The organism is Curtobacterium flaccumfaciens, from assembly GCF_013359815.1.
GTDB lineage: Bacteria > Actinomycetota > Actinomycetes > Actinomycetales > Microbacteriaceae > Curtobacterium > Curtobacterium flaccumfaciens.
This window is the reverse complement of sequence record NZ_JABMCF010000040.1, coordinates 632,219-650,626: the sequence shown is the minus strand read 5'-3', so window position 1 is coordinate 650,626 and position 18,408 is coordinate 632,219. Positions and strand designations below refer to the sequence as shown.

The 18,408-nt window shown below is 72.9% G+C and carries 17 protein-coding genes; 10 read left to right on the top strand and 7 right to left on the bottom strand.

Going from position 1 to position 18,408, the window contains the following annotated elements:
• The first annotated feature begins 2 nt into the window (after positions 1-2).
• Positions 3-1,073, top strand: a complete 1,071-nt coding sequence (locus HP445_RS16895) for a glycosyltransferase family 4 protein (protein WP_128780139.1) — start codon at positions 3-5, stop codon at positions 1,071-1,073.
• Between the two features lie 141 nt (positions 1,074-1,214).
• Here the strand turns inward: HP445_RS16895 and HP445_RS16890 are convergent, their stop codons facing one another.
• From HP445_RS16890 to HP445_RS16880, 3 genes are read right to left on the bottom strand one after another with little or no spacing between them, the layout of a single operon-like run.
• A complete protein-coding gene (locus tag HP445_RS16890) occupies positions 1,215-1,946 on the bottom strand; it encodes a hypothetical protein (protein WP_128779947.1) in 732 nt (243 codons plus the stop codon).
• A 49-nt stretch (positions 1,947-1,995) separates the two neighbouring features.
• Positions 1,996-2,634 carry a histidine phosphatase family protein gene (locus HP445_RS16885; protein ID WP_111024980.1) on the bottom strand — a complete coding sequence of 213 codons (639 nt, stop codon included), beginning with the start codon at positions 2,632-2,634 and terminating at the stop codon, positions 1,996-1,998.
• Positions 2,635-2,687: 53 nt separating this feature from the next.
• Positions 2,688-3,521, bottom strand: a complete 834-nt coding sequence (locus HP445_RS16880) for a Sir2 family NAD-dependent protein deacetylase (RefSeq protein WP_128780138.1) — start codon at positions 3,519-3,521, stop codon at positions 2,688-2,690.
• Positions 3,522-3,775: 254 nt separating this feature from the next.
• Between HP445_RS16880 and HP445_RS16875 the strand changes: the two genes are divergently transcribed.
• On the top strand, positions 3,776-4,594 hold the full coding sequence (locus HP445_RS16875; protein WP_110864530.1) for a TrmH family RNA methyltransferase: 819 nt from the start codon (positions 3,776-3,778) through the stop codon (positions 4,592-4,594).
• Here the strand turns inward: HP445_RS16875 and HP445_RS16870 are convergent.
• The 3 genes from HP445_RS16870 to HP445_RS16860 are packed head-to-tail and all read right to left on the bottom strand — an operon-like array spanning position 4,591 to position 8,023.
• Positions 4,591-6,225, bottom strand: coding sequence for an AtzH-like domain-containing protein (locus HP445_RS16870; RefSeq protein WP_128779946.1), 1,635 nt, complete (start codon positions 6,223-6,225; stop codon positions 4,591-4,593). The genes HP445_RS16875 and HP445_RS16870 overlap by 4 nt on opposite strands.
• Positions 6,222-7,349, bottom strand: a complete 1,128-nt coding sequence (locus HP445_RS16865; RefSeq protein WP_128779945.1) for an acetamidase/formamidase family protein — start codon at positions 7,347-7,349, stop codon at positions 6,222-6,224. The genes HP445_RS16870 and HP445_RS16865 overlap by 4 nt, the downstream gene beginning before the upstream one ends.
• Positions 7,346-8,023, bottom strand: a complete 678-nt coding sequence (locus tag HP445_RS16860) for a FadR/GntR family transcriptional regulator (RefSeq protein WP_128779944.1) — start codon at positions 8,021-8,023, stop codon at positions 7,346-7,348. Before HP445_RS16860 ends, HP445_RS16865 begins: the two co-directional genes overlap by 4 nt.
• 147 nt (positions 8,024-8,170) lie before the next feature.
• Here HP445_RS16860 and HP445_RS16855 point away from each other — a divergent pair, with 147 nt between their 5' ends.
• Genes HP445_RS16855 through HP445_RS16840 form a run of 4 tightly spaced genes read left to right on the top strand, consistent with a single transcriptional unit; the run spans position 8,171 to position 12,744 of the window.
• Positions 8,171-9,466, top strand: a complete 1,296-nt coding sequence (locus HP445_RS16855; RefSeq protein ID WP_128779943.1) for an amidohydrolase family protein — start codon at positions 8,171-8,173, stop codon at positions 9,464-9,466.
• Positions 9,459-10,109, top strand: a complete 651-nt coding sequence (locus tag HP445_RS16850) for a DUF1097 domain-containing protein (protein WP_128779942.1) — start codon at positions 9,459-9,461, stop codon at positions 10,107-10,109. Before HP445_RS16855 ends, HP445_RS16850 begins: the two co-directional genes overlap by 8 nt.
• A gap of 25 nt (positions 10,110-10,134) precedes the next feature.
• Entirely contained in the window at positions 10,135-11,367 is a 1,233-nt protein-coding gene (locus HP445_RS16845) for a D-alanyl-D-alanine carboxypeptidase family protein (protein ID WP_164941111.1), read from the top strand.
• Positions 11,368-11,409: 42 nt separating this feature from the next.
• The gene (locus HP445_RS16840) at positions 11,410-12,744 is read left to right on the top strand and encodes a serine hydrolase domain-containing protein (RefSeq protein WP_164941134.1); all 1,335 of its coding nucleotides are present in this window, start codon (positions 11,410-11,412) and stop codon (positions 12,742-12,744) included.
• 28 nt (positions 12,745-12,772) lie between these two features.
• On the opposite strand, the gene HP445_RS16835 is transcribed toward HP445_RS16840, so the two are convergent.
• Positions 12,773-13,567 (bottom strand): SGNH/GDSL hydrolase family protein, encoded by a 795-nt coding sequence (locus tag HP445_RS16835; protein ID WP_071244716.1) that lies wholly within the window; start codon positions 13,565-13,567, stop codon positions 12,773-12,775.
• Between the two features lie 23 nt (positions 13,568-13,590).
• On the opposite strand from HP445_RS16835, the gene HP445_RS16830 reads away from it, so the two are divergent.
• From HP445_RS16830 to HP445_RS16815, 4 genes are all read left to right on the top strand, one after another.
• Entirely contained in the window at positions 13,591-14,754 is a 1,164-nt protein-coding gene (locus HP445_RS16830; RefSeq protein ID WP_128779939.1) for an acyl-CoA dehydrogenase family protein, read from the top strand.
• Between the two features lie 167 nt (positions 14,755-14,921).
• A complete protein-coding gene (gene dinB / locus HP445_RS16825) occupies positions 14,922-16,166 on the top strand; it encodes a DNA polymerase IV (protein ID WP_128779938.1) in 1,245 nt (414 codons plus the stop codon).
• A gap of 206 nt (positions 16,167-16,372) precedes the next feature.
• Positions 16,373-18,163 carry a DEAD/DEAH box helicase gene (locus tag HP445_RS16820; RefSeq protein ID WP_071403990.1) on the top strand — a complete coding sequence of 597 codons (1,791 nt, stop codon included), beginning with the start codon at positions 16,373-16,375 and terminating at the stop codon, positions 18,161-18,163.
• 7 nt (positions 18,164-18,170) lie between these two features.
• Positions 18,171-18,380, top strand: a complete 210-nt coding sequence (locus HP445_RS16815) for a hypothetical protein (protein WP_017887301.1) — start codon at positions 18,171-18,173, stop codon at positions 18,378-18,380.
• The last annotated feature ends 28 nt before the right edge of the window (positions 18,381-18,408 follow it).

Here is an 18,408-nt window from a genome sequence, read left to right as displayed (position 1 = left end):
GCCTGCGCATCGGCATCGACTGCCGGTACGTGCGGATCGGTCGGCACGACGGCATCAGCCGGTTCACCGCCGGGGTCGTCGCGCACCTGCCGGACCGGCACGACTACGTGCTGCTCGTCAACGACGAGCGCCAGCTCGAGTCGCTGCCGACCGACCTGCCGTGGGAGCTGCTGCCCGCGCCGACGGACGTGGGGGAGCCGCTCGTCGCCCGGCGCGTCAACCGGCTCGGGCTCGACGCGGTGTTCTCGCCGATGCAGACGATGGGGTCACGAGGGCGCCGGTACGCGCTCGTCCTGACGCTGCACGACCTGATCTACTACCGCAACCGCACGCCCCCGCGGGAGTTCTCGTGGCCGCTGCGGCTCGGCTGGCGGGCGTTCCACCTGTCCTGGGCGCCGCAGCGGTTCCTGCTGAACGGCGCGGACGGGGTCGTGACGGTGTCCGAGACGACCGCCGGGCTGATCGCCGAGCACCGGCTGACGAAGCGACCCGTGACGGTCGCCCACAACGCGGCCGACCCGGCGACACCGCGGGTGGCCGGAGCGCCACGTGGACGCTCGCTCGTCTACATGGGCTCGTTCATGCCGTACAAGAACGTCGAGACCCTGGCGGCGGCGCTGCCGCTCCTGGGGGCGGACTGGACGCTGCACTGCATGTCGCGGGTGTCCGACGCCGACCGTGCACGGCTCGAGGCGCTGGCTCCCACGGGGACGATCGTGTTCCACGACGGCGCCACCGACGAGGAGTACCTGTCCGTGCTCCGTTCGGCCACCGCGCTGGCGACCGCGTCGTACGACGAGGGGTTCGGCATCCCGCTCGTCGAGGCGATGGGCGTCGGGACCCCGGTCGTCGTCAGTGACATCCCGATCTTCCGGGAGATCGGCGGCTCCGCGGCGGAGTACTTCGACCCGGCGTCGCCGTCCGCCCTCGCCGCGGCCGTCCGGCGGGTCGAGGAACGGTGGGACGAGGCCTCGCGGCAGTCGATCGAGCGTGCCGGTCGGTTCCGGTGGCAGGACTCGGCGGAGCAGGTCGTCCGGGCCGTCGAGCGGGCCGTGGGGGACCGGCGGGGCTGAGGGCTGGTGCGGCCGCGGGGCGGGGGCTCGGGCTCGCCTTCGTGACGATGCGGAACGACGATGTCGATGTCGTACGACGTCGACAGTGTCGTTCCACGTCGGACGCGCCACCACCACGCCACACCACGCCACCACCGCACGTCACTCCGGCGCGATGACCTGCACGTCCGCCCCGGGGAACACCTTCTGCGTCTCCTCGGTGACCCGCGACACGATCGGCGGCACCGCTGCACCCCGACCCGGGGTCCGCACGACGATCGACTGGTCGCGTGCAGCGTCGGACGGGTCGCCGCCGCGCTCCCACGAACAACGGACCTCCGTCACACCGCCGATGTGGTCGAGCGTGTCCGCCAGTGCCAGGCGCTTCGCCGCTACCCCACCGGCACCGGTGACGCCGATCTCCAGGTTGCCGAGGTCGGCGACCACGACGACGCGGACACCGTTGCCGCCGGACTCGTCGGCCGCCCGGCTGATGGCGGCGACCAGGTCACGCCGGGCAGCGGGGTCGAGCGCCGGGTCCGCCCGGACCGATGCGATGGCGTCGTAGCTCGCGAACGCCGTCTTCGACGGGGCATGGTGCCGCACGTCGGTGACGCCGGGCAGCGCATTCACGCGCGTGTCGAACCGGTCGAGCGCCACGTCCGGCCGTGGGAAGACCCCGCCGATGCCGTTCTGGACGCTCCCGATGATCGACCCGAGCACCACGGCGATGACCGCGACCACCGCGAGGGTGCTGCCGCCGATGATGAACCACGTGCGGGCCCGGGTGCGGGTGGGGACGCTCGCCGTCTCGGGACCGAACACCCGGTCGAGGTCGTCGTCCTGCTGGTCGAGGGCACGCTGACCGTGTCGGTTGGTTCCGTCGTCGGACATGTGGCTCCCCTCACCCCGGTGTGCGGGTGCGTCGGAGCCTAGTCCCCGCTCAGCCCCGGCGCTCCAACGGGTTCTGGTACTCGAACGCGGACCCTCCGGTGGCGTCGGACACGTCGTCGATCGGGTCGTCGAACCGGACGAGTTCGGCGTGGAAGCGCTCGGGGTCCCACCGGAACGAGTGGATGGACCCGTTGCGGATCGGGGTGTTGCGGCGGTCGGCGGTGCCGGGGGCTGCGGCGTTCACGACACTGCGGATCACCGCGCCGTGGGTCGCGACCACGACGACGCCGGCGTCGAACCGGACCGCGATCTCACCGAGCGTCTCGGTGACGCGGGCGAGCAGCGCGGAGCGGGACTCGCGACCGGGGATGTCGTCGTGCGGGTACCGTGCCGACACCTCGTCGTCGGTCAGGCCCTCGGCCTCGCCGTAGGAGCGCTCGGCCAGGCCCGGGTACGTCGTCGGTGCGTCGAGGCCCAGGCGGTCGGCGATGATCGCGCCCGTCTCGGCCGCACGGGACAGCGGGGAGGCGACCACCGCGTCGAACGGCCGGCGGGTCAGGAGCTCGGCGGCCTCGGCGGCCTGCCGTCGTCCGGTGTCGTTGAGCGGGATGTCGGTCGAGCCCTGGATGCGGCGTTGCGCGTTCCAGTCGGTCTCGCCGTGCCGGACGAGGTACAGGAGGGTCGTCACCCGTCGATCTTCGCAGACGCGAACGGCAGGCCCGTCCGGGAACCGCGACCGCGCTAGTCGGTCGACGCCGCCGCGCTGAGCCGCTCCGCCAGGTGCACGAGCGTCTCGGTGGTGCCGGCGTCGAGCTTCACGGCCGCACGACGGTCGCTGCGGGTCTCGCCGCGGTTCACGATGACCACCGGGTTCTTGCGGCGCGCAGCGTGGTCGACCAGCCGCACGCCCGAGTTCACGGTGAGGGACGAACCGACGACGAGCAGCGCGTCGGCGTCGGCGACGACCGACACGGCCTCGCGGAACTTCTCGGCCGGCACGAACTCGCCGAAGAAGACGACGTCGGGCTTCAGGTCGCCGCCGCACACGGTGCACGCGGGCACGACGAACCGTTCGACGTCGGTGATCTCGACGTCCCCGTCCGGCTGCAGCTGCACGGACCCGGGCTCGTCGATCCAGGGGTTCTCGCGGTCGATGGTGGCGGCGAGGTCGGAGCGGGAGAAGACCTGCCCGCAGCGCAGGCACACTGCCCGGTCCATCGAGCCGTGGATCTCGACGACGCGGCGGGAGCCGGCGCGCAGGTGCAGGCCGTCGACGTTCTGCGTGATGACCCCGGCGACGATCCCGGCGTCCTCGAGTGCGGCGAGCGCCCGGTGTCCGTCGTTCGGCACGGCGGCCGCGAAGCTCCGCCAGCCCAGGTGCGATCCGGCCCAGTAGCGCTGGCGCTTGGCGGGGTCGGCCAGGAACTCCTGGAACGTCATCGGCTTGCGCACCACCCGTCCGGCACCGCGGTAGTCGGGGATGCCGGAGTCGGTGCTCAGGCCGGCACCGGAGAGCACGGCGATCCGCTTGCCCGCGAGCACCTCGACGACGCGGTCCAGGTCGTCGGCGGTCACCGACCCGGCGGCCGCCCCGGTGGTCGGTCCGGTCGTCGACGCAGCATCATCCAGCACCCTGTTCACGGTACCCTCAACACCCGACCGTCCCGGTCGCTTCCCAGGCGGAGCGCATCCTCGGCGGACCCGTCCGGCGGCAGCCCGGAGCAGCCCGTCGGCAGCCCGGACCCGTGTCGGCCCGGCCCGCCGGACCCGCGCTGGCCCCGGCCCGCCGGACCCACCCGCCGCCCCCGCACCACACCGAAACGAGCCCCGTGCACCCCGTCCGCATCGACTCCCTCGACGATCCCCGCCTCGACGACTTCGCCCGTCTGACCGACGTGGCACTCCGCCGGGTCTCGGAGCCCGAGGGCGGCCTGTACATCGCCGAGTCGAACACGGTCATCGAGCGCGCGGTCCGCGCCGGGCACGTGCCGCGGAGCATCCTGGTACAGGAGAAGTGGCTCGACAGCGTCCTGCCCCTGGTCGCGGAGCACGACGGGCCGGTCTTCGTCGGCGCCGACGCCCTGCTCGAGGAGCTCACCGGCTTCCGGATGCACCGCGGTGCGATCGCCGCGATGCAGCGCCCCGAGCTGCCGAGCGTCGCCGACGTGGTGCGGGACGCGAAGGTCGTCGTCGTGCTCGAGGACATCGTCGACCACACGAACGTCGGCGCGGTGTTCCGCAGCGTCGCCGGCCTCGGCGCCGACGCGGTGCTCGTCAGCCCGCGGTGTGCCGATCCGCTGTACCGCCGGAGCGTCCGGGTGAGCATGGGCACGGTCCTGCAGGTGCCGTGGACCCGCATCGGCGACTGGCCCGCGGCGGGCGAGGAACTCCGCGCGCAGGGCTTCCACCTGGCCGCGATGGCGCTGACCGACGAGTCGATCGACCTCGACGCCTTCGTGGCGGACCTGCCCGAGAAGGTTGCGCTCGTGATGGGCACCGAGGGGCAGGGACTGACGCCGGCCGCGATCGCGTCGGCCGACACGACCGTCCGGATCCCGATGGCGCACGGCGTCGACTCGCTCAACGTGGCCGCGGCGAGCGCCGTCGGTCTGTGGGCGGTCACCCACGCCCGGCGGCTCGCCTCCTAGCGCACCACCGAGACGGTCGGGAGGCCCGGGGCGGCCTGGTCGGACAGCATGCGCCCGGCGCGGATCACCAGGGCGCGGTCGGTGGCCGGCCCACCCACGAGGCATACGCCGACGGGCGCGCCGTCCACGGTCAGCGCTGGTGCGCTCACCGCGGGCAGGCCGCCGACGCTCGCGAGCGCGGTCATCGCCGTGGTGGCGGTCCGGGTGCGCTCGAGCGCAGCGGTGTCCGCGTCGAGCAGCGGTGCGGGTCCGGGCACGGTCGGGAACAGCAGCGTCCGACCGGCGAGGGCACGGCGGATCGTCGCACGCACCTCGTCGAGGCGTGCGACGGCGTCGGCGGTCGCGTCGGGGTCGTTCGCGCGTGCCGCCCGGAACCGGTCACCGACGACGGCGCTCAGTGCGCCGGGGTGCGCGTCGATCCAGGGGCCGTGGGCGGCGAGTGCCTCGGCGGCCTGGACGAGCCGCATCTGCTCCTGCAGTGCTGCGGGGTCCGGGATGCCGAGGTCCCGCAGCCGGACGGTCGCGACGGGTTCGTCGAGTGTGTCGACGAAGGCGGTGAAGGACCGGGCGACGGCCGGTTCGACGAGTGCGACGAGTTCCTCGGGGACGACGAGCACGGTCGCGTCGGAAGCCCCTGCCGGCGCGGGCGGCGGCACGGTGGCGTCGAGGGCGGCGAGCAGCACCCCGGGGCTCCGTGTGAGCCACCCGACGGTGTCGAACGACGGTGCGAGCGGGAGCAGCCCGTCCCGGGACACCGTTCCGTGGGTCGTCCGGAGGCCCCAGAGTCCCTGGTACGAGGCGGGGACCCGCACCGATCCCGCGGTGTCCGTGCCGATCCCGATCTCGGCCGTCCCGAGGCCGACGGCCGACGCGGATCCGCTGGACGAGCCTCCAGGCAGTCGGGTGGGAGCCGCGCTGTTCGGCGGCGTGCCGTGGTGTGCGTTCCGGCCCGTCAGGTTGTAGGCGAACTCGTCGGTGCGTGCGATCCCGCGGATCGAGGCGCCGGCGGCGAGGAGCGCGGCGACCGCTGCGGCGGGCGCGGTCTCGACCGGTGCCTCGAGCAGGTACGTCGGGTTGCCCGCGCCGACCGGCTGGCCGGGGACGGCGTAGAGGTCCTTGACGGCGACGGTCAGGCCGTCGAGCGGTCCGGAGGCGGTGGGGGCGACGAGCGGGTCGCCGACGGCCCGCCAGACGGTGGTGTCGACGGCCTTCGGGCGGCCGGTGACGTGGGCCGCCTCGATGCGCCAGCGGGCGCCGGTGTCGCCGTCGTTGGTCTCGCGTTCGCCGGTGTCGCCGTCGCGGCGCCAGAGCTGGGTCTGGAGGCCCTGCCCACCCGCGGCGAACCGGGACACCGACACGACGAGGGCGCGGTCCTCGGTCAGGGGGCGGACCTCGACGTGCGTCAGCGACCGGGTCGCGACCCCACCCCGTGCCCCGCGGAACGCGCTGATCGCGTCGTGCCCGACGAGCAGGCCACGGTCGTCGCCGCGCATCGTGCCGGGGGAGTCGACGAAGGCGGTGTCGAGGGCGTCGAGGTCGTTCGCCAGCAGGGCGGCCTCGTAGGCGTCGAGGGCCTCGAGCAGGCCTTCGGGCGCGGCGTCGGGTGCCGTCGACGTGGGGGGCGTGGTCATCGGGCGGGCTCCTCGAAGTCGGCCTTGCGGATGCGGGCGTGGACACCGGTGACCAGGTCCACCACCTGCGAGATGTTGAAGTCGGTCGCGGCCGACAGGTACGCGTACGCCAGGTGGCGTTCCATGCCCCAGCGTGCGCCGAGGATCGCGACGGCGTGCCGGACGCACTGCCGGACGGCCTCGTCGAGGTCGGGGTCCATGCCCGTGGGCACGAGGAACTCCTGCGTCTCGGCGACGGGCCAGACCAGGTCACCGAAGCGCGCGGCGGCCTCGGCGGCCGGGGTCAGGTCGAAGCGGATCGTCGCGCGGAGCGAGGCCTCCATCGCGGTGAGTGCCACCTCGCCGTCGCCCTGGGCGAAGTGCGGGTCACCGACGTGGGCGAGCGCGCCGGGGACGAGCACCGGCAGGTGCAGCTGCGACCCGGCCTGCAGCAGGTTGACGTCGATGTTGCCGCCGTGGCGACCGGGCGGGACGGAGTGCAGCCGCTCCCCGGGGGTGGCGACACCCATGATCCCGAGGAACGGGGCGAGGGGGAAGTGCGCGAAGCGGTCGCCGGCGGCGGTCAGCGGGATGCGGCCCCGCCGGCCCTGGTCGGTGTCGACGACGTCGGCGAAGACGCTCACCGTCGTGCCGTCGACCGGGAACTCACCGTGCAGGGCACCGCGGCCGTGCCGGTTCGACACGACGCCGTAGTGCACGCGGGGCAGGGTCTCGAGGACCGTCATCGTCAGCACGTCACCGGGACGGGCACCGCGCACCGCGATCGGCCCGGACACCACGTGCGGTCCGTCCGACGCGGGGTCGCGGTGACCGGAGCGGGCGATCGCGACGGCGTCGGCGAGGACGTGCTCCGGAGCGACGCCGTGGTCGCCGAACCAGGCGACGGGGTCGCTGCCCTGGTCGGGGAGGATCCCCTCGTGGCTGACGGTGTCGATGGTGACCGACTCCCCGGGGCCGATCGTCAGGGCCGGGGTGTCACCGTCGCTCGGCAGTCGGCCCCACAGGACGGTCTCCGGGTCGACGGGCAGGGCGTGGTCGCCGCGGACGGGTCCGGCACCCGGCTGCAGGGTCGGGACCGCGGGGGCGGTGGTCTGGTGTGCAGTGGTGCGGTGTGTGGTGGTCATCGGTCCGTCCTCCGTTCGACCAGGTGGGCCACGTCGGCGAGGTGGTCGGCCATCGCCCGCGTCGCGCCCGCGACGTCGTGCTCCCGGATCCGGTCGAGGATCCGCTCGTGCCACTCGAACGACGACCGGCGCCCCTCGCTGGTGCTGTGCGAGCGGGCACGGACGTCCTGCACCCAGCCGCTGCTGAGCTCGCACAGGGAGACGAGCAGGGGGTTACCCGAGGTACGGGCGACCTGCACATGGAAGGCGACGTCCTGGGCGAGCGACTCCTCCGGGCTGAGCCCCGCGTGCGTCGCAGCGAGGATGCGTTCCAGGGTGAGCAGGTCGGCATCGCCCGCCCGCGCCGCCGCGAGTCCGGCGACCTGCGGCTCCACGACGGTCCGGAACTCGGCGACGTGCTCGGCCCGGTGGTCCAGGTCGTCGCGGTGGTGGTCGAGCAGGGCGGACGCTTCCTCCGGCCGTGGCAGTACGACGGTGCCACGACCAGGGGTCCGGGAGACCAGGCGACGGCGCTCGAGCTCCTGCAGCGCCTCGCGGATGGTCGTGCGGGACACGGCGAGGTCCTCGGCGAGGGTGCGTTCCGGCGGCAGCTTGTCGCCGGGCTGCAGGTCGTCGAGCACGAGCGTGCCGAGGTGGGCGGCGGTCGCCGCGCTCAGGGTCCGTCCACGGTGCATGCCCTCGACCGTAGGGCCGGTTGGTCTGCTTGGTTCATTGGTACGACCATCTTTTACACGGCCGTCACACGCGGCGTCGGAAGCCGAAACACGGCGGGCGAATGGTGGAGCACGTCCCACCCGCACCGACCGGAAGAGGGGTTCGACGTGGACCTGGTCCTCACCAACGCACGGCTCACCGACGGTCGGTCCGTCGACGTCACCATCGCCGACGGCGTGATCGTCAGCGTGGCCGACGCGCTGCCCGGTGCCGCCGCTCCCGCTGGTTCCGCCCGCGTGGTCGACTGCGCCGGGCGTGTGCTCATCCCCGGGCTCATCGAGGCGCACCTGCACGTCGACAAGGCCCTGCTCGACCGGGAACGCCCGAACCCCGACGGCACCCTCGCCGGCGCCATCGCCGTCACGGGGGAGCTCAAGCGCGGCTTCACCCACGCCACCGTCCGCGACCGCGCCCGCACCCTGCTCGACCAGGCCATCACGAACGGCACGACGCTCGTCCGCGCACACCCCGACGTCGACCCGATCGTCGGGCTCACCGGCGTCGAGGTGCTGCTCGACCTGCGCGACGAGTACCGGGACGCCCTCGACCTGCAGATCGTCGCGTTCCCCCAGGAGGGCATCGCCAAGGCACCGGGCACCCTCGCGCTGCTCCGTCAGGCGCTCGCCGCGGGGGCGGACGTCATCGGGGGCTGCACGTACAACGAGCACACCCTGGCCGCGTGCCACGAGCACGTCGAGACCGTCCTCGACCTCGCCGAGGAGTTCGGGGTGCCGGCCGACCTGCACGCCGACTTCGCCGACGACACCTCCGACCCGCGGTACGCCCTCGCCGGGCACATCGCCGACCGCGTGACCGCCCGCGGGCTGCAGGGGCGGGTGGCGCTCGGGCACGTGACCTCGGTCGCGAGCCTGCCCCGCGACGAGCGCCGGGTGCTGTTCGATCGCCTGGCCGCGGCCGGGGTCGCCGTCGTGCCGCTGCCCGCGACCGACCTGCACCTGGGGGGACGGTCCGACGACCACGACGTGCGGCGCGGGGTCGTGCCGGTCCGCGAACTCTGGGACGCCGGGGTCACGAGCGCGTACGCGTCGAACAACGTCCGGAACGCCTTCACCCCGTTCGGCAACGCCGACCTGCTCGACGTCGGGCTGCTCCTGGCGCAGACCGGGCACCTGTCCGGCCCGGACGACCTGCGACGGGTGCTCGCCATGGCCACCACGGGGGCGGCCGAGGTCGTCGGCGTCGCGGACACCCACGGCATCCGGCCCGGTGCCGCCGCCGACCTCGTGGTGCTCTCCACCACCGACCCGGACGGCGTCCTGCTCGACCGGCCGGACCGCGCCCTCGTCCTCAAGCGCGGCCGGGTCGTCGCCGAGACCACCCGGACCACCCGCCTCACCACCAGCCGCACCACGAACCGATCGAAGGAACTCAGCCATGCGTGAACGGATCCCGCACGAGATCGTCGCCTCCGTCCTGGCCGGTGCCACGGCGTTCATCGGGGGCAACGCCCTGCACCTGCCGACCTGGGCGATCTTCATCAGCTGGGCGGGGATGTTCCTGCTCGGCAGCAAGCCGACGCTGCGGAACGCCACGCGCCTGTGGGCCGCGATGCCGATCGGCTCGGCGTTCGGCCTGGTCATCGTCCTGCTCGACCAGCGGTTCGGCACGCTGTTCGGCGAGGGGCAGGCGGCGCAGAACACCGTGCTGGCGCTGCTCATCCTCGTCGTGAACTGCGCCCTGATGTACACGGGTCGCACGAAGCTGTTCGGGCTCGTCCCGGGGATGTTCCTCGGGTTCGCCTCGTTCTTCGCGACGTGCTTCGGCGGCTTCGGCTTCGACCCGGGGAACGCCTGGGCGGCCTGGGTGTCGGTCGTGCTGATGAACGCGCTCGGTCCGGTGTTCGCGTACCTGTCCCGCCGCCTGACCTTCGCCCTGCCCGAGACGACGGGCTCGGCCGGTTCGGCAGGCTCGTCCGACCCGGCCGCTTCGGCCGACCCGGTCGTCGCGACCGACGCCGGCGGCGCAGCGACCCCGGCTCCTGCTCCGGAACGCCAGCCCGACCAGCCGGTCGCAGCCTCGGCCTAGGAGCGGACCGGTACGCTCGGGTCCCGTGTCACGAGTCGTCCGCCGCCCCCGCTCCGCCGTCCGGAGGCCGGTCACGATCTCGGTGGTCGCCGTCCTGCTCCTGGTGGCCGGGTACCTCGTCGCCGCGGCCGTCGTGCCGTTCGGCCCGGCGAGCGCCAGCACCACGACGTACTCGGCACCGAAGACGACCGTCCCGGCGCTGAGCTTCCCCGGGTACGGCGCGACGGCGGTCGAAGCGACGGACTTCCCGGAGAGCCTGCGCACCAGCGGCGACACGAAACCCCGGTCGATCGCGAGCATCACGAAGGTCGTCACGGCGCTCGTGGTGCTCGACGAGAAGCCGATGGCCGTGGGGGAGTCCGGTCCGTCCATCCGCTTCACGAAACAGATGGAGGGCCTGTACGCCAAGTACGCGGCGCAGAACGGCGAGGTCGCCCCGATGCCCGCCGGCCTGAAGCTCACCGAGCACCAGACGTTCCAGGTGATGCTCATGAAGTCGGCGAACAACTACGCCGGCGCGCTCGCCATCTGGGCCTTCGGCTCGATCGCCGCCTACGAGCACGCGGCGAACGACTGGCTCGACGAACACGGCCTGGACGACACCACGATCCACGAGCCGACCGGCCTCGACCCGGACAACACCTCGACCGCCACGGACCTGGTCGAGCTCGGGCAGCTCGCGCTGGCGAACCCGGTCGTGAAGGACATCGTCGGCACCCAGGACGTCACGATCCCGACGGTCGGCGAGATCGAGAACTCGAACAAGCTCCTCGGGCTCGACGGCATCGAGGGGATCAAGACCGGCACCCTCGACGAAGCCGGCGCCTGTCTGCTGTTCGCGGCGACGTACGAGCGCGGTGGCAAGGACGTCACCGTCGTCGGGGTGATGCTCGGCGGTGTCGACCACGACTCCCTCGACGTGGACGTGCAGCGGTTGCTGCGGTCCGTGGCGGACAACTTCCAGGTGGTGACGCTCACGCACCAGGGGCAGACGTTCGGCACCTTCTCGACCCCGTGGCAGGACGAGGCCGACGCGGTCACGACGAAGGCCGCCGAGGTGCTCGTGTGGGGCAAGACCACCGTCACGGCGAAGGCGAAGCTCGAGCAGGTGACCTTCGGCACGAAGGGTGAGCGGGTCGGGCAGGTGCGGTTCCGCATCTCCGACCACGACCCGGTCACGGTGCCGCTCGTGCTCGAACGCACGATCGACGACCCCGGCGTCTGGTGGCGCTGGACGAACCCGTTCCAGGGGGCGTGACGCCTGTCGTCCGCCGACCGTAGAGTCGGTCGGGTGACGACGATGACGACGTTCCCCCGGACCACCCCTGCCGCCCTCGGCATCGATCCCGGCGGCGTGACCGCCCTGCTCGACGCCCTCGAGTCCACGCCCGGCGTGGAGCCGCACAGCATCATGCTGCTGCGGCACGGCCAGGTCGCGGCCGAGGGCTGGTGGCAGCCCTACGCCGCGGACCGCGTGCACCTGCTCTACTCGCTGAGCAAGAGCTTCACCGCCGCCGGGGTCGGCATCGCCGTCCGTGCGGGCCTGATCGACCTCGACGCGACCGTGCTGTCGTACTTCCCGGAGCTCGACGCCGACGTCACCGACGAACGCAGCCGCCGCATCCGCGTCCGGCACCTGCTCGCGATGGCGAGCGGCCACCGCGAGGAGACGATCGACCGCGCCCGGGCCCTCGACCCGACGAACACGGTGCGCGGGTTCCTGCTGCTCCCGCCGGACGAGGAGCCCGGCACGGTCTTCGCATACAACCAGCCGTGCACGTACACCCTCGCCGAGATCGTCCGGCGGGTGACTGGCGGGTCCCTCGTCGCGTGGCTCCGCCCGCACCTTCTCGACCCGCTCGGCATCGACGACCTCGCCTGGCGCCGCGACGACACCGGCGCGGAGCTCGGCTACAGCGGGTGCTACGCGCCGACCGACGCGGTCGCCAAGCTCGGCCAGCTGTACCTGCAGGGAGGCGTCTGGGACGGCGAGCGGATCCTCGACGCCGACTGGGTCGAGCAGGCCACCAGCACCCAGGTCGCCAACCCGGACGAGGCCAACCCCGACTGGTCCCAGGGCTACGGCTTCCAGTTCTGGATGGCCCGCCACGGCTTCCGCGGCGACGGCGCCTACGGCCAGTTCTGCGTCGTCCTGCCGGAGCAGGACGTCGTCCTCGCGATGACCGGCCAGAGCCTCGACATGCAGGCCGTCCTCGACGCGGTCTGGCAGCACCTGCTGCCCGCCGTCGACCGCGCGTCCGACGCGTCCTCGGCATCCGCCCTGGAGGCCCGGCTCACCTCCCTGGGACTGCCCGCCGTGGACGGTGGTCCGCTGCAGGGCCTCGCCGACGTCGGTCCGCTGGCCAGCGACGGCGACGGGTGGCGACTCACGCTCGACGTCGACGGCGGCTCCCTGTCGGTGCCGGTCGGGCAGGGGGAGTGGGCCGTGGAGGGCCCGCTCGCCGCGAGCGGTGCCGTCGCGGACGACGGGACGGTCCGAGTCGACGTGCGGTTCGTCGAGACCCCGCACCTGGCGCACGTCCGGATCGACCCCGCGACGGGATCGACGACGACGAGCTGGCAGACCGAGCCGCTGCACGACGGACCGCTCACGCTGCGGCGCCCCGCGGACTGAGGGCCCGCGGCTCCGCGCCGCGTTGCGTCTACGGGGTGTCGGAGGGGTGCTCGGTCACGATCTGCAGCTCGGGCCGCTTCGCCGACACCCCGTCGCCGGACGAGGTGTGCTTGATGCGCCGGACCACCCACGGCACCAGGTACTCCCTGGCCCAGCCGAGGTCCTCGGCGCGGGCCTCGCGCCACGGCCGCGCCTCGAGCGGATCCGGGTTGAACGGTTCGAGCCCGTGCGGCACACCGAGGGTGTCGAGCACCGCCGCGGCGATCGTCGAGTGGCCCATCGGGGAGTGGTGCAGCCGGTCGGGAGCCCACATCCGCGGGTCCCGGAGCACGCGGAGCGCCCACATGTTCGCCACCAGGGCGCCGTGCTTCAGAGCGATGGCGTGCAGGTTCTCGTTGTAGATCGCCGTCTTGCCGCGGACCATGCCGAGCACCGGGGTCATCCCGACGTCCGGGCCGGTGAAGAGCACGACGGTGGCTCCGTCGCGGCGCAGGTCGGCGACGAGCCGGTCCACGCGCTCGGCGAGCTCGTCGGGGTCCGAGCCGGGGCGGATGATGTCGTTGCCGCCGGCGGACACCGTGATGAGGTCCGGGTGGAGGGCGACGGCGGCCTCGGCCTGCTCGTCGATGATCTGCTGCAGCAACCGCCCGCGGATCGCGAGGTTCGCGTAGGCGAAGTCGTCGGTCTGGTGTGCGAGCACCTCGGCGACGCGGTCCGCCCAGCCGCGGTTGCCGCCCGGGACGGTGGGGTCGGGGTCCCCGATGCCCTCGGTGAACGAGTCACCGATCGCGACGTACCTGGTCCAAGGATGACGATCTGACACGTCCCGGACCCTAGTCTCGTGGCATGACGAAGGCCAACACGGACGCCGTCGGCTGGTCGGTGCCGGACGAGCTGCTCAGCCGCATCGCCGAGCGCGCCCCCGGCTACGACGCCGCGAACGCGTTCTGCACCGAGGACCTCGACGAGCTGCGCGCCGCTGGCTACCTGCGGATCGGCGTGCCCGTCGAGCAGGGCGGGGCGGGCCTCGGCCTCCGCGCCACCGCGCGGGTGCAGCGCGGCCTCGCCCAGGCCGCACCGGCGACGGCACTCGGTCTCGGCATGCACCAGGTGTGGGTGCAGGCGGCCCGCGCCGTCCGTACGCGAGGCGAGTCGTTCCTCCAGGCCGTCACCGACCACGCTGCGGACGACCACCTGCTCGCATTCGGGGTGAGCGAACCCGGCAACGACGCCGTGCTGTTCGACTCGTCGACGACGGCGGAGCCGGACGGCGACGGCGGGTACCGGTTCACCGGCACGAAGGTCTTCACGTCGCTCGCACCGGCGTGGGACGTCATGAGCGTCTTCGGCAAGGACAGCTCGGAGCCGGAGCCACGGCTCGTGCACGGGTTCGTCCTGCGGTCCGACGGCGACGTCGAGCACCTGGACGACTGGGACACGCTCGGGATGCGTGCGACGCAGAGCCGCACCACGAAGCTGCACGGCGTGCACGTCCCCGCCGACCGCATCGTCCGGTCGCTGCCGGTCGGGCCGAACCAGGACCCGCTCGTGTTCGGCATCTTCGCGTCGTTCGAGCTCCTCATCGCCTCGGTGTACGTGGGGGTCGCAGAGCGGGCGATCACGCTCGCGACGGCCGCCGTGGCGGGGCGCACCGGGGCCGACGGCACCCCGCGGTCCCAGGACCCCGACGTGCGCCGGGCGATCGCCGACCTGCGCGGTTCGGTCGACGCGATCACGCTGCAGGTCGACTCGCTGGCGCGGTCGGTCGACGAGCTCGACGACCTCGGAGGCCGCTGGTTCCCGCTGCTCGTCGGCACCAAAGCGCGCGTGGTGGACACGGCGCAGCACGTCGTGGACGAGGCCATGCGCGTCGTCGGCGGCTCGGCGTTCCGGTCGTCGAGCGAGCTCGCGCGGCTGGCGCGGGACGTCCGGGCGGGGCAGTACCACCCGTCGTCGCGGGACTCCGCGGCGCGGACGATCGCCGCGTCGGTGCTCGGCCCGCTCGGCTGAGCGCTGCGCTCGCACGGTGCGAGGCGTTGCGCTCCGGGGCGCTCCGGTGCGAGGTTCCGCACTTGGTGGTGGGCGAGCAACCCCGCACGACGGGACGAACCTCGCACCGAGCGGCCGTGAGCACGCCCGGGCACGGCGATGTCGGCGGTGCCTGGCATCATCTCGGTGTGAGCAAGCAGGACGGACGGAACCGCCTCGTCTCCGACGCACCGGTGGACGACGTCTCGGCGACCGTGCTGCACGTCGACATGGACGCCTTCTTCGCCTCCGTCGAACTGCTCGACCGCCCCGACCTGGTGGGGCTGCCGGTCATCGTCGGACACGACTCCGACCGCTCCGTCGTCACCGCCGCCACCTACGAAGCCCGTCGCTACGGGGTCAACTCCGCGATGCCGATGGCCGTCGCCAAGCGCCGCTGCCCGAACGCCGTCATCGTCGAGCCGCACTTCGAGAAGTACCGTGCGAAGTCCGCCGCGGTGATGGCGATCTTCGACCGGTTCACCCCGCGGGTCGAGCGCCTCGGCATCGACGAGGCGTTCCTCGACGTCGCCGGCGCCCTCCGCATGTACGGCACCCCGTGGCAGATCGGCCAGGCGATCCGCCGCACGGTCTTCGCCGAGACCGGTCTGCACTGCTCCGTCGGCGCGGCATCGACGAAGTTCGTCGCGAAGCTCGCGTCCAGCCGGTCGAAGCCGGACGGCCTGCTCGTGGTGCCCGCCGCCGACACCGTGGCGTTCCTGCACCCGCAGCCCGTGTCCGCGCTCTGGGGCGTCGGCGGCAAGACGCAGGAGACGCTCGAACGCCGGGGCATCCGCACGGTCGGCGACCTGGCGAACACCCCGCTCGGGTCGCTGGTGTCGGCACTCGGCCCGGCCGGCGGGCAGCGGCTGCACGACCTGTCCTGGGGCCGCGACCCGCGCGTGGTCGACACCGGCGTCGGCGAGAAGTCGATCGGGCACGAGGTCACGTTCGGCCGCGACCTGACCGAGCGCGACGACGTCGCCCGTGAACTCCTGCGCCTGGCCGACAAGGTCGCCGTCCGTCTGCGCCAGGCCGACGTGCAGGCCCGGACCGTGGCGCTCAAGGTCCGGTACACCGACTTCACCACCCTGACCCGGTCGCGCACGCTGGCGGAGCCCACCGACGTCGCGAAGCGCCTGCACCGCGAAGCCGTCGAGCTGTACGACGTGCTGCACCGACCGGGCAACCAGATCCGGCTGATCGGGGTGCGCGGCGAGAACCTCGTGCCCGCGGCCGCGAGCAACGCCCTGTGGGACGACGACGCGCCGTGGCGCGACACCGAGACCACGGTCGACGCGGTCGCCGCACGCTTCGGCGCCGGCGTGCTGCGACCGGCATCCCTGGTCCGCCGGACCCCTGACGGCGGCGTCCCGCACGCTCGGCAGGACTGACGGTGGCGGTAGAATCGGGTTCAGTGAGCGCAGCGGAGTACGAAGACCAGCAGCCCGCCACGCTGTGGGCGGAGTCGGGTGACGACCAGTCCGGCGCAGGCGGATCGTCGTCGACGCACGACGGCAGCCAGGCGCACCAAACCCAGGCGTACCAGACGGCGCAGGCGCAGGGTGACGCCGCCCGTGACGAAGCCGACGCCGCAGCCCTGGCCGAAGCGGCCGGCAACTCGGCCGTCCAGCACCTGTCGCCGGCGTTCCCGGACCGGGCCGCCTGGGGCACGGCCTCGAAGCTCCGCGCCTGGCAGATCGAAGCGCTCACCAAGTACTTCGAGAAGGAACCCCGCGACTTCCTCACGGCCGCGACCCCCGGTGCCGGCAAGACCACCTTCGCGCTGCGTCTGGCGACCGAGCTCCTCGCCCGCGGCACCGTCGACCGCATCGTCGTCGTGGCCCCGACCGAGCACCTGAAGCGCCAGTGGGCCGATTCCGCCGACCGTGTGGGCATCCGGATCGACCCGATGTTCAAGAACGGCGACGGCATGTTCGGCCGGCACTACCAGGGCGTCGCGATCACGTACGCCCAGGTCGGCATGAACCCCGAGGTGCACAAGCGCATCACCGAGGGCGGCCGCACCCTGGTCGTCCTCGACGAGGTCCACCACGGTGGCGACGCCCTGACGTGGGGCGACGGCATCCGAGAGGCGTTCTCCGGCGCCACCCGCCGGCTCTCGCTGTCGGGGACCCCGTTCCGGTCCGACACCGCACCGATCCCGTTCGTGCAGTACGCCCCCGACGAGCAGGGCATCCGCACCTCGATCTCCGACTACAACTACGGCTACGGCCGAGCGCTGAAGGACGGCGTCGTCCGCCCGGTGCTGTTCATGGCCTACGCGGGCCAGATGCGCTGGAAGACCCGGATGGGCGACGAGATGTCGGCGTCCCTGGGCGAGCAGGTCACGAAGGACATCACGGCCCAGGCCTGGCGCACCGCGCTGTCACCCGAGGGCGAGTGGATGCCGGCCGTGCTCTCCGCCGCCGACAAGCGCCTGACCGAGGTCCGTCGTGGTGTGCCCGACGCCGGCGGTCTGGTCATCGCCACCGACACCACCACGGCGCGCGCCTACGCCCGGATCCTGCAGCAGATCACGGGGGAGCGTCCCACCGTGGTGCTGTCCGACGAAGCCGCCGGGTCGAGCCGCATCAGCGCGTTCGCCGACGACACCTCGCGCTGGATGGTCGCCGTCCGCATGGTCTCCGAGGGCGTCGACGTCCCACGGCTCTGCGTCGGCGTCTACGCCACGAGCGCGAGCACGCCGCTGTTCTTCGCCCAGGTGATCGGCCGCTTCGTGCGTGCCCGTCGCCGCGGTGAGACCGCGAGCGTCTTCCTGCCGAGCGTCCCCGGCCTGATGGCCCTCGCCGCCACCCTCGAGCTCGAGCGCGACCACGCCCTCGACCGCCCGAAGGACGCCGACGACGGCATGTACAACCCCGAAGACGCGATGGTCGCCGAGGCCAACAAGGAAGACCGCGCGTCCGAGAGCCTGCTCGAGGTCCAGCCGTTCGAGGCGCTCGACTCGCAGGCGTCCTTCGACCGCGTCCTCTACGACGGCGGTGAGTTCGGCACCGGCGGCGAGGTCGGTTCCCTCGAGGAGCTCGACTTCATCGGCATCCCCGGGCTCCTCGAACCCGACCAGGTGCGCGACCTCCTGCGCGCGCGACAGGCGACGCAGGCGAAGCGTTCCAAGGGCCGCACGGCCAAGGACGGCATGCCGAAGCCGCCCGAGCCCGACCGACCGATGTACATGACGATCAAGGAGCAGCGCACCGAGCTCGCCCGGCTCGTGTCGATCTGGTCCCGCCACTCGAACGAACCGCACGGATCGATCCACGCCGAACTCCGACGGATCAGCGGTGGCCCGGCCGTGGCGCAGGCGAGCATCGAGCAGATCCAGAAGCGCATCGACATCCTGCGCTCCCGCATCGGCGGACGACGGTGACCGCGGCGTGATCGAGCCGGTCGACGACCGCACCTGGTACGTCAAGCGCGACCCCGAGGCGTCACCCGAGGCGATCATCGACCGCTTCGGCGGCGGCTACCGACTGCGCCGCTTCTCGCTCACCGAGTCCCGCCGCACCCCGCACGGGGTGTTCACCGGACCCGAACTGGCCGAGACCGCGTGGTGGCGGCTCCGCGACAGGCCGCGGAACTCATGACGCGCCAAGCCAAAGTCCGGTAGACCGG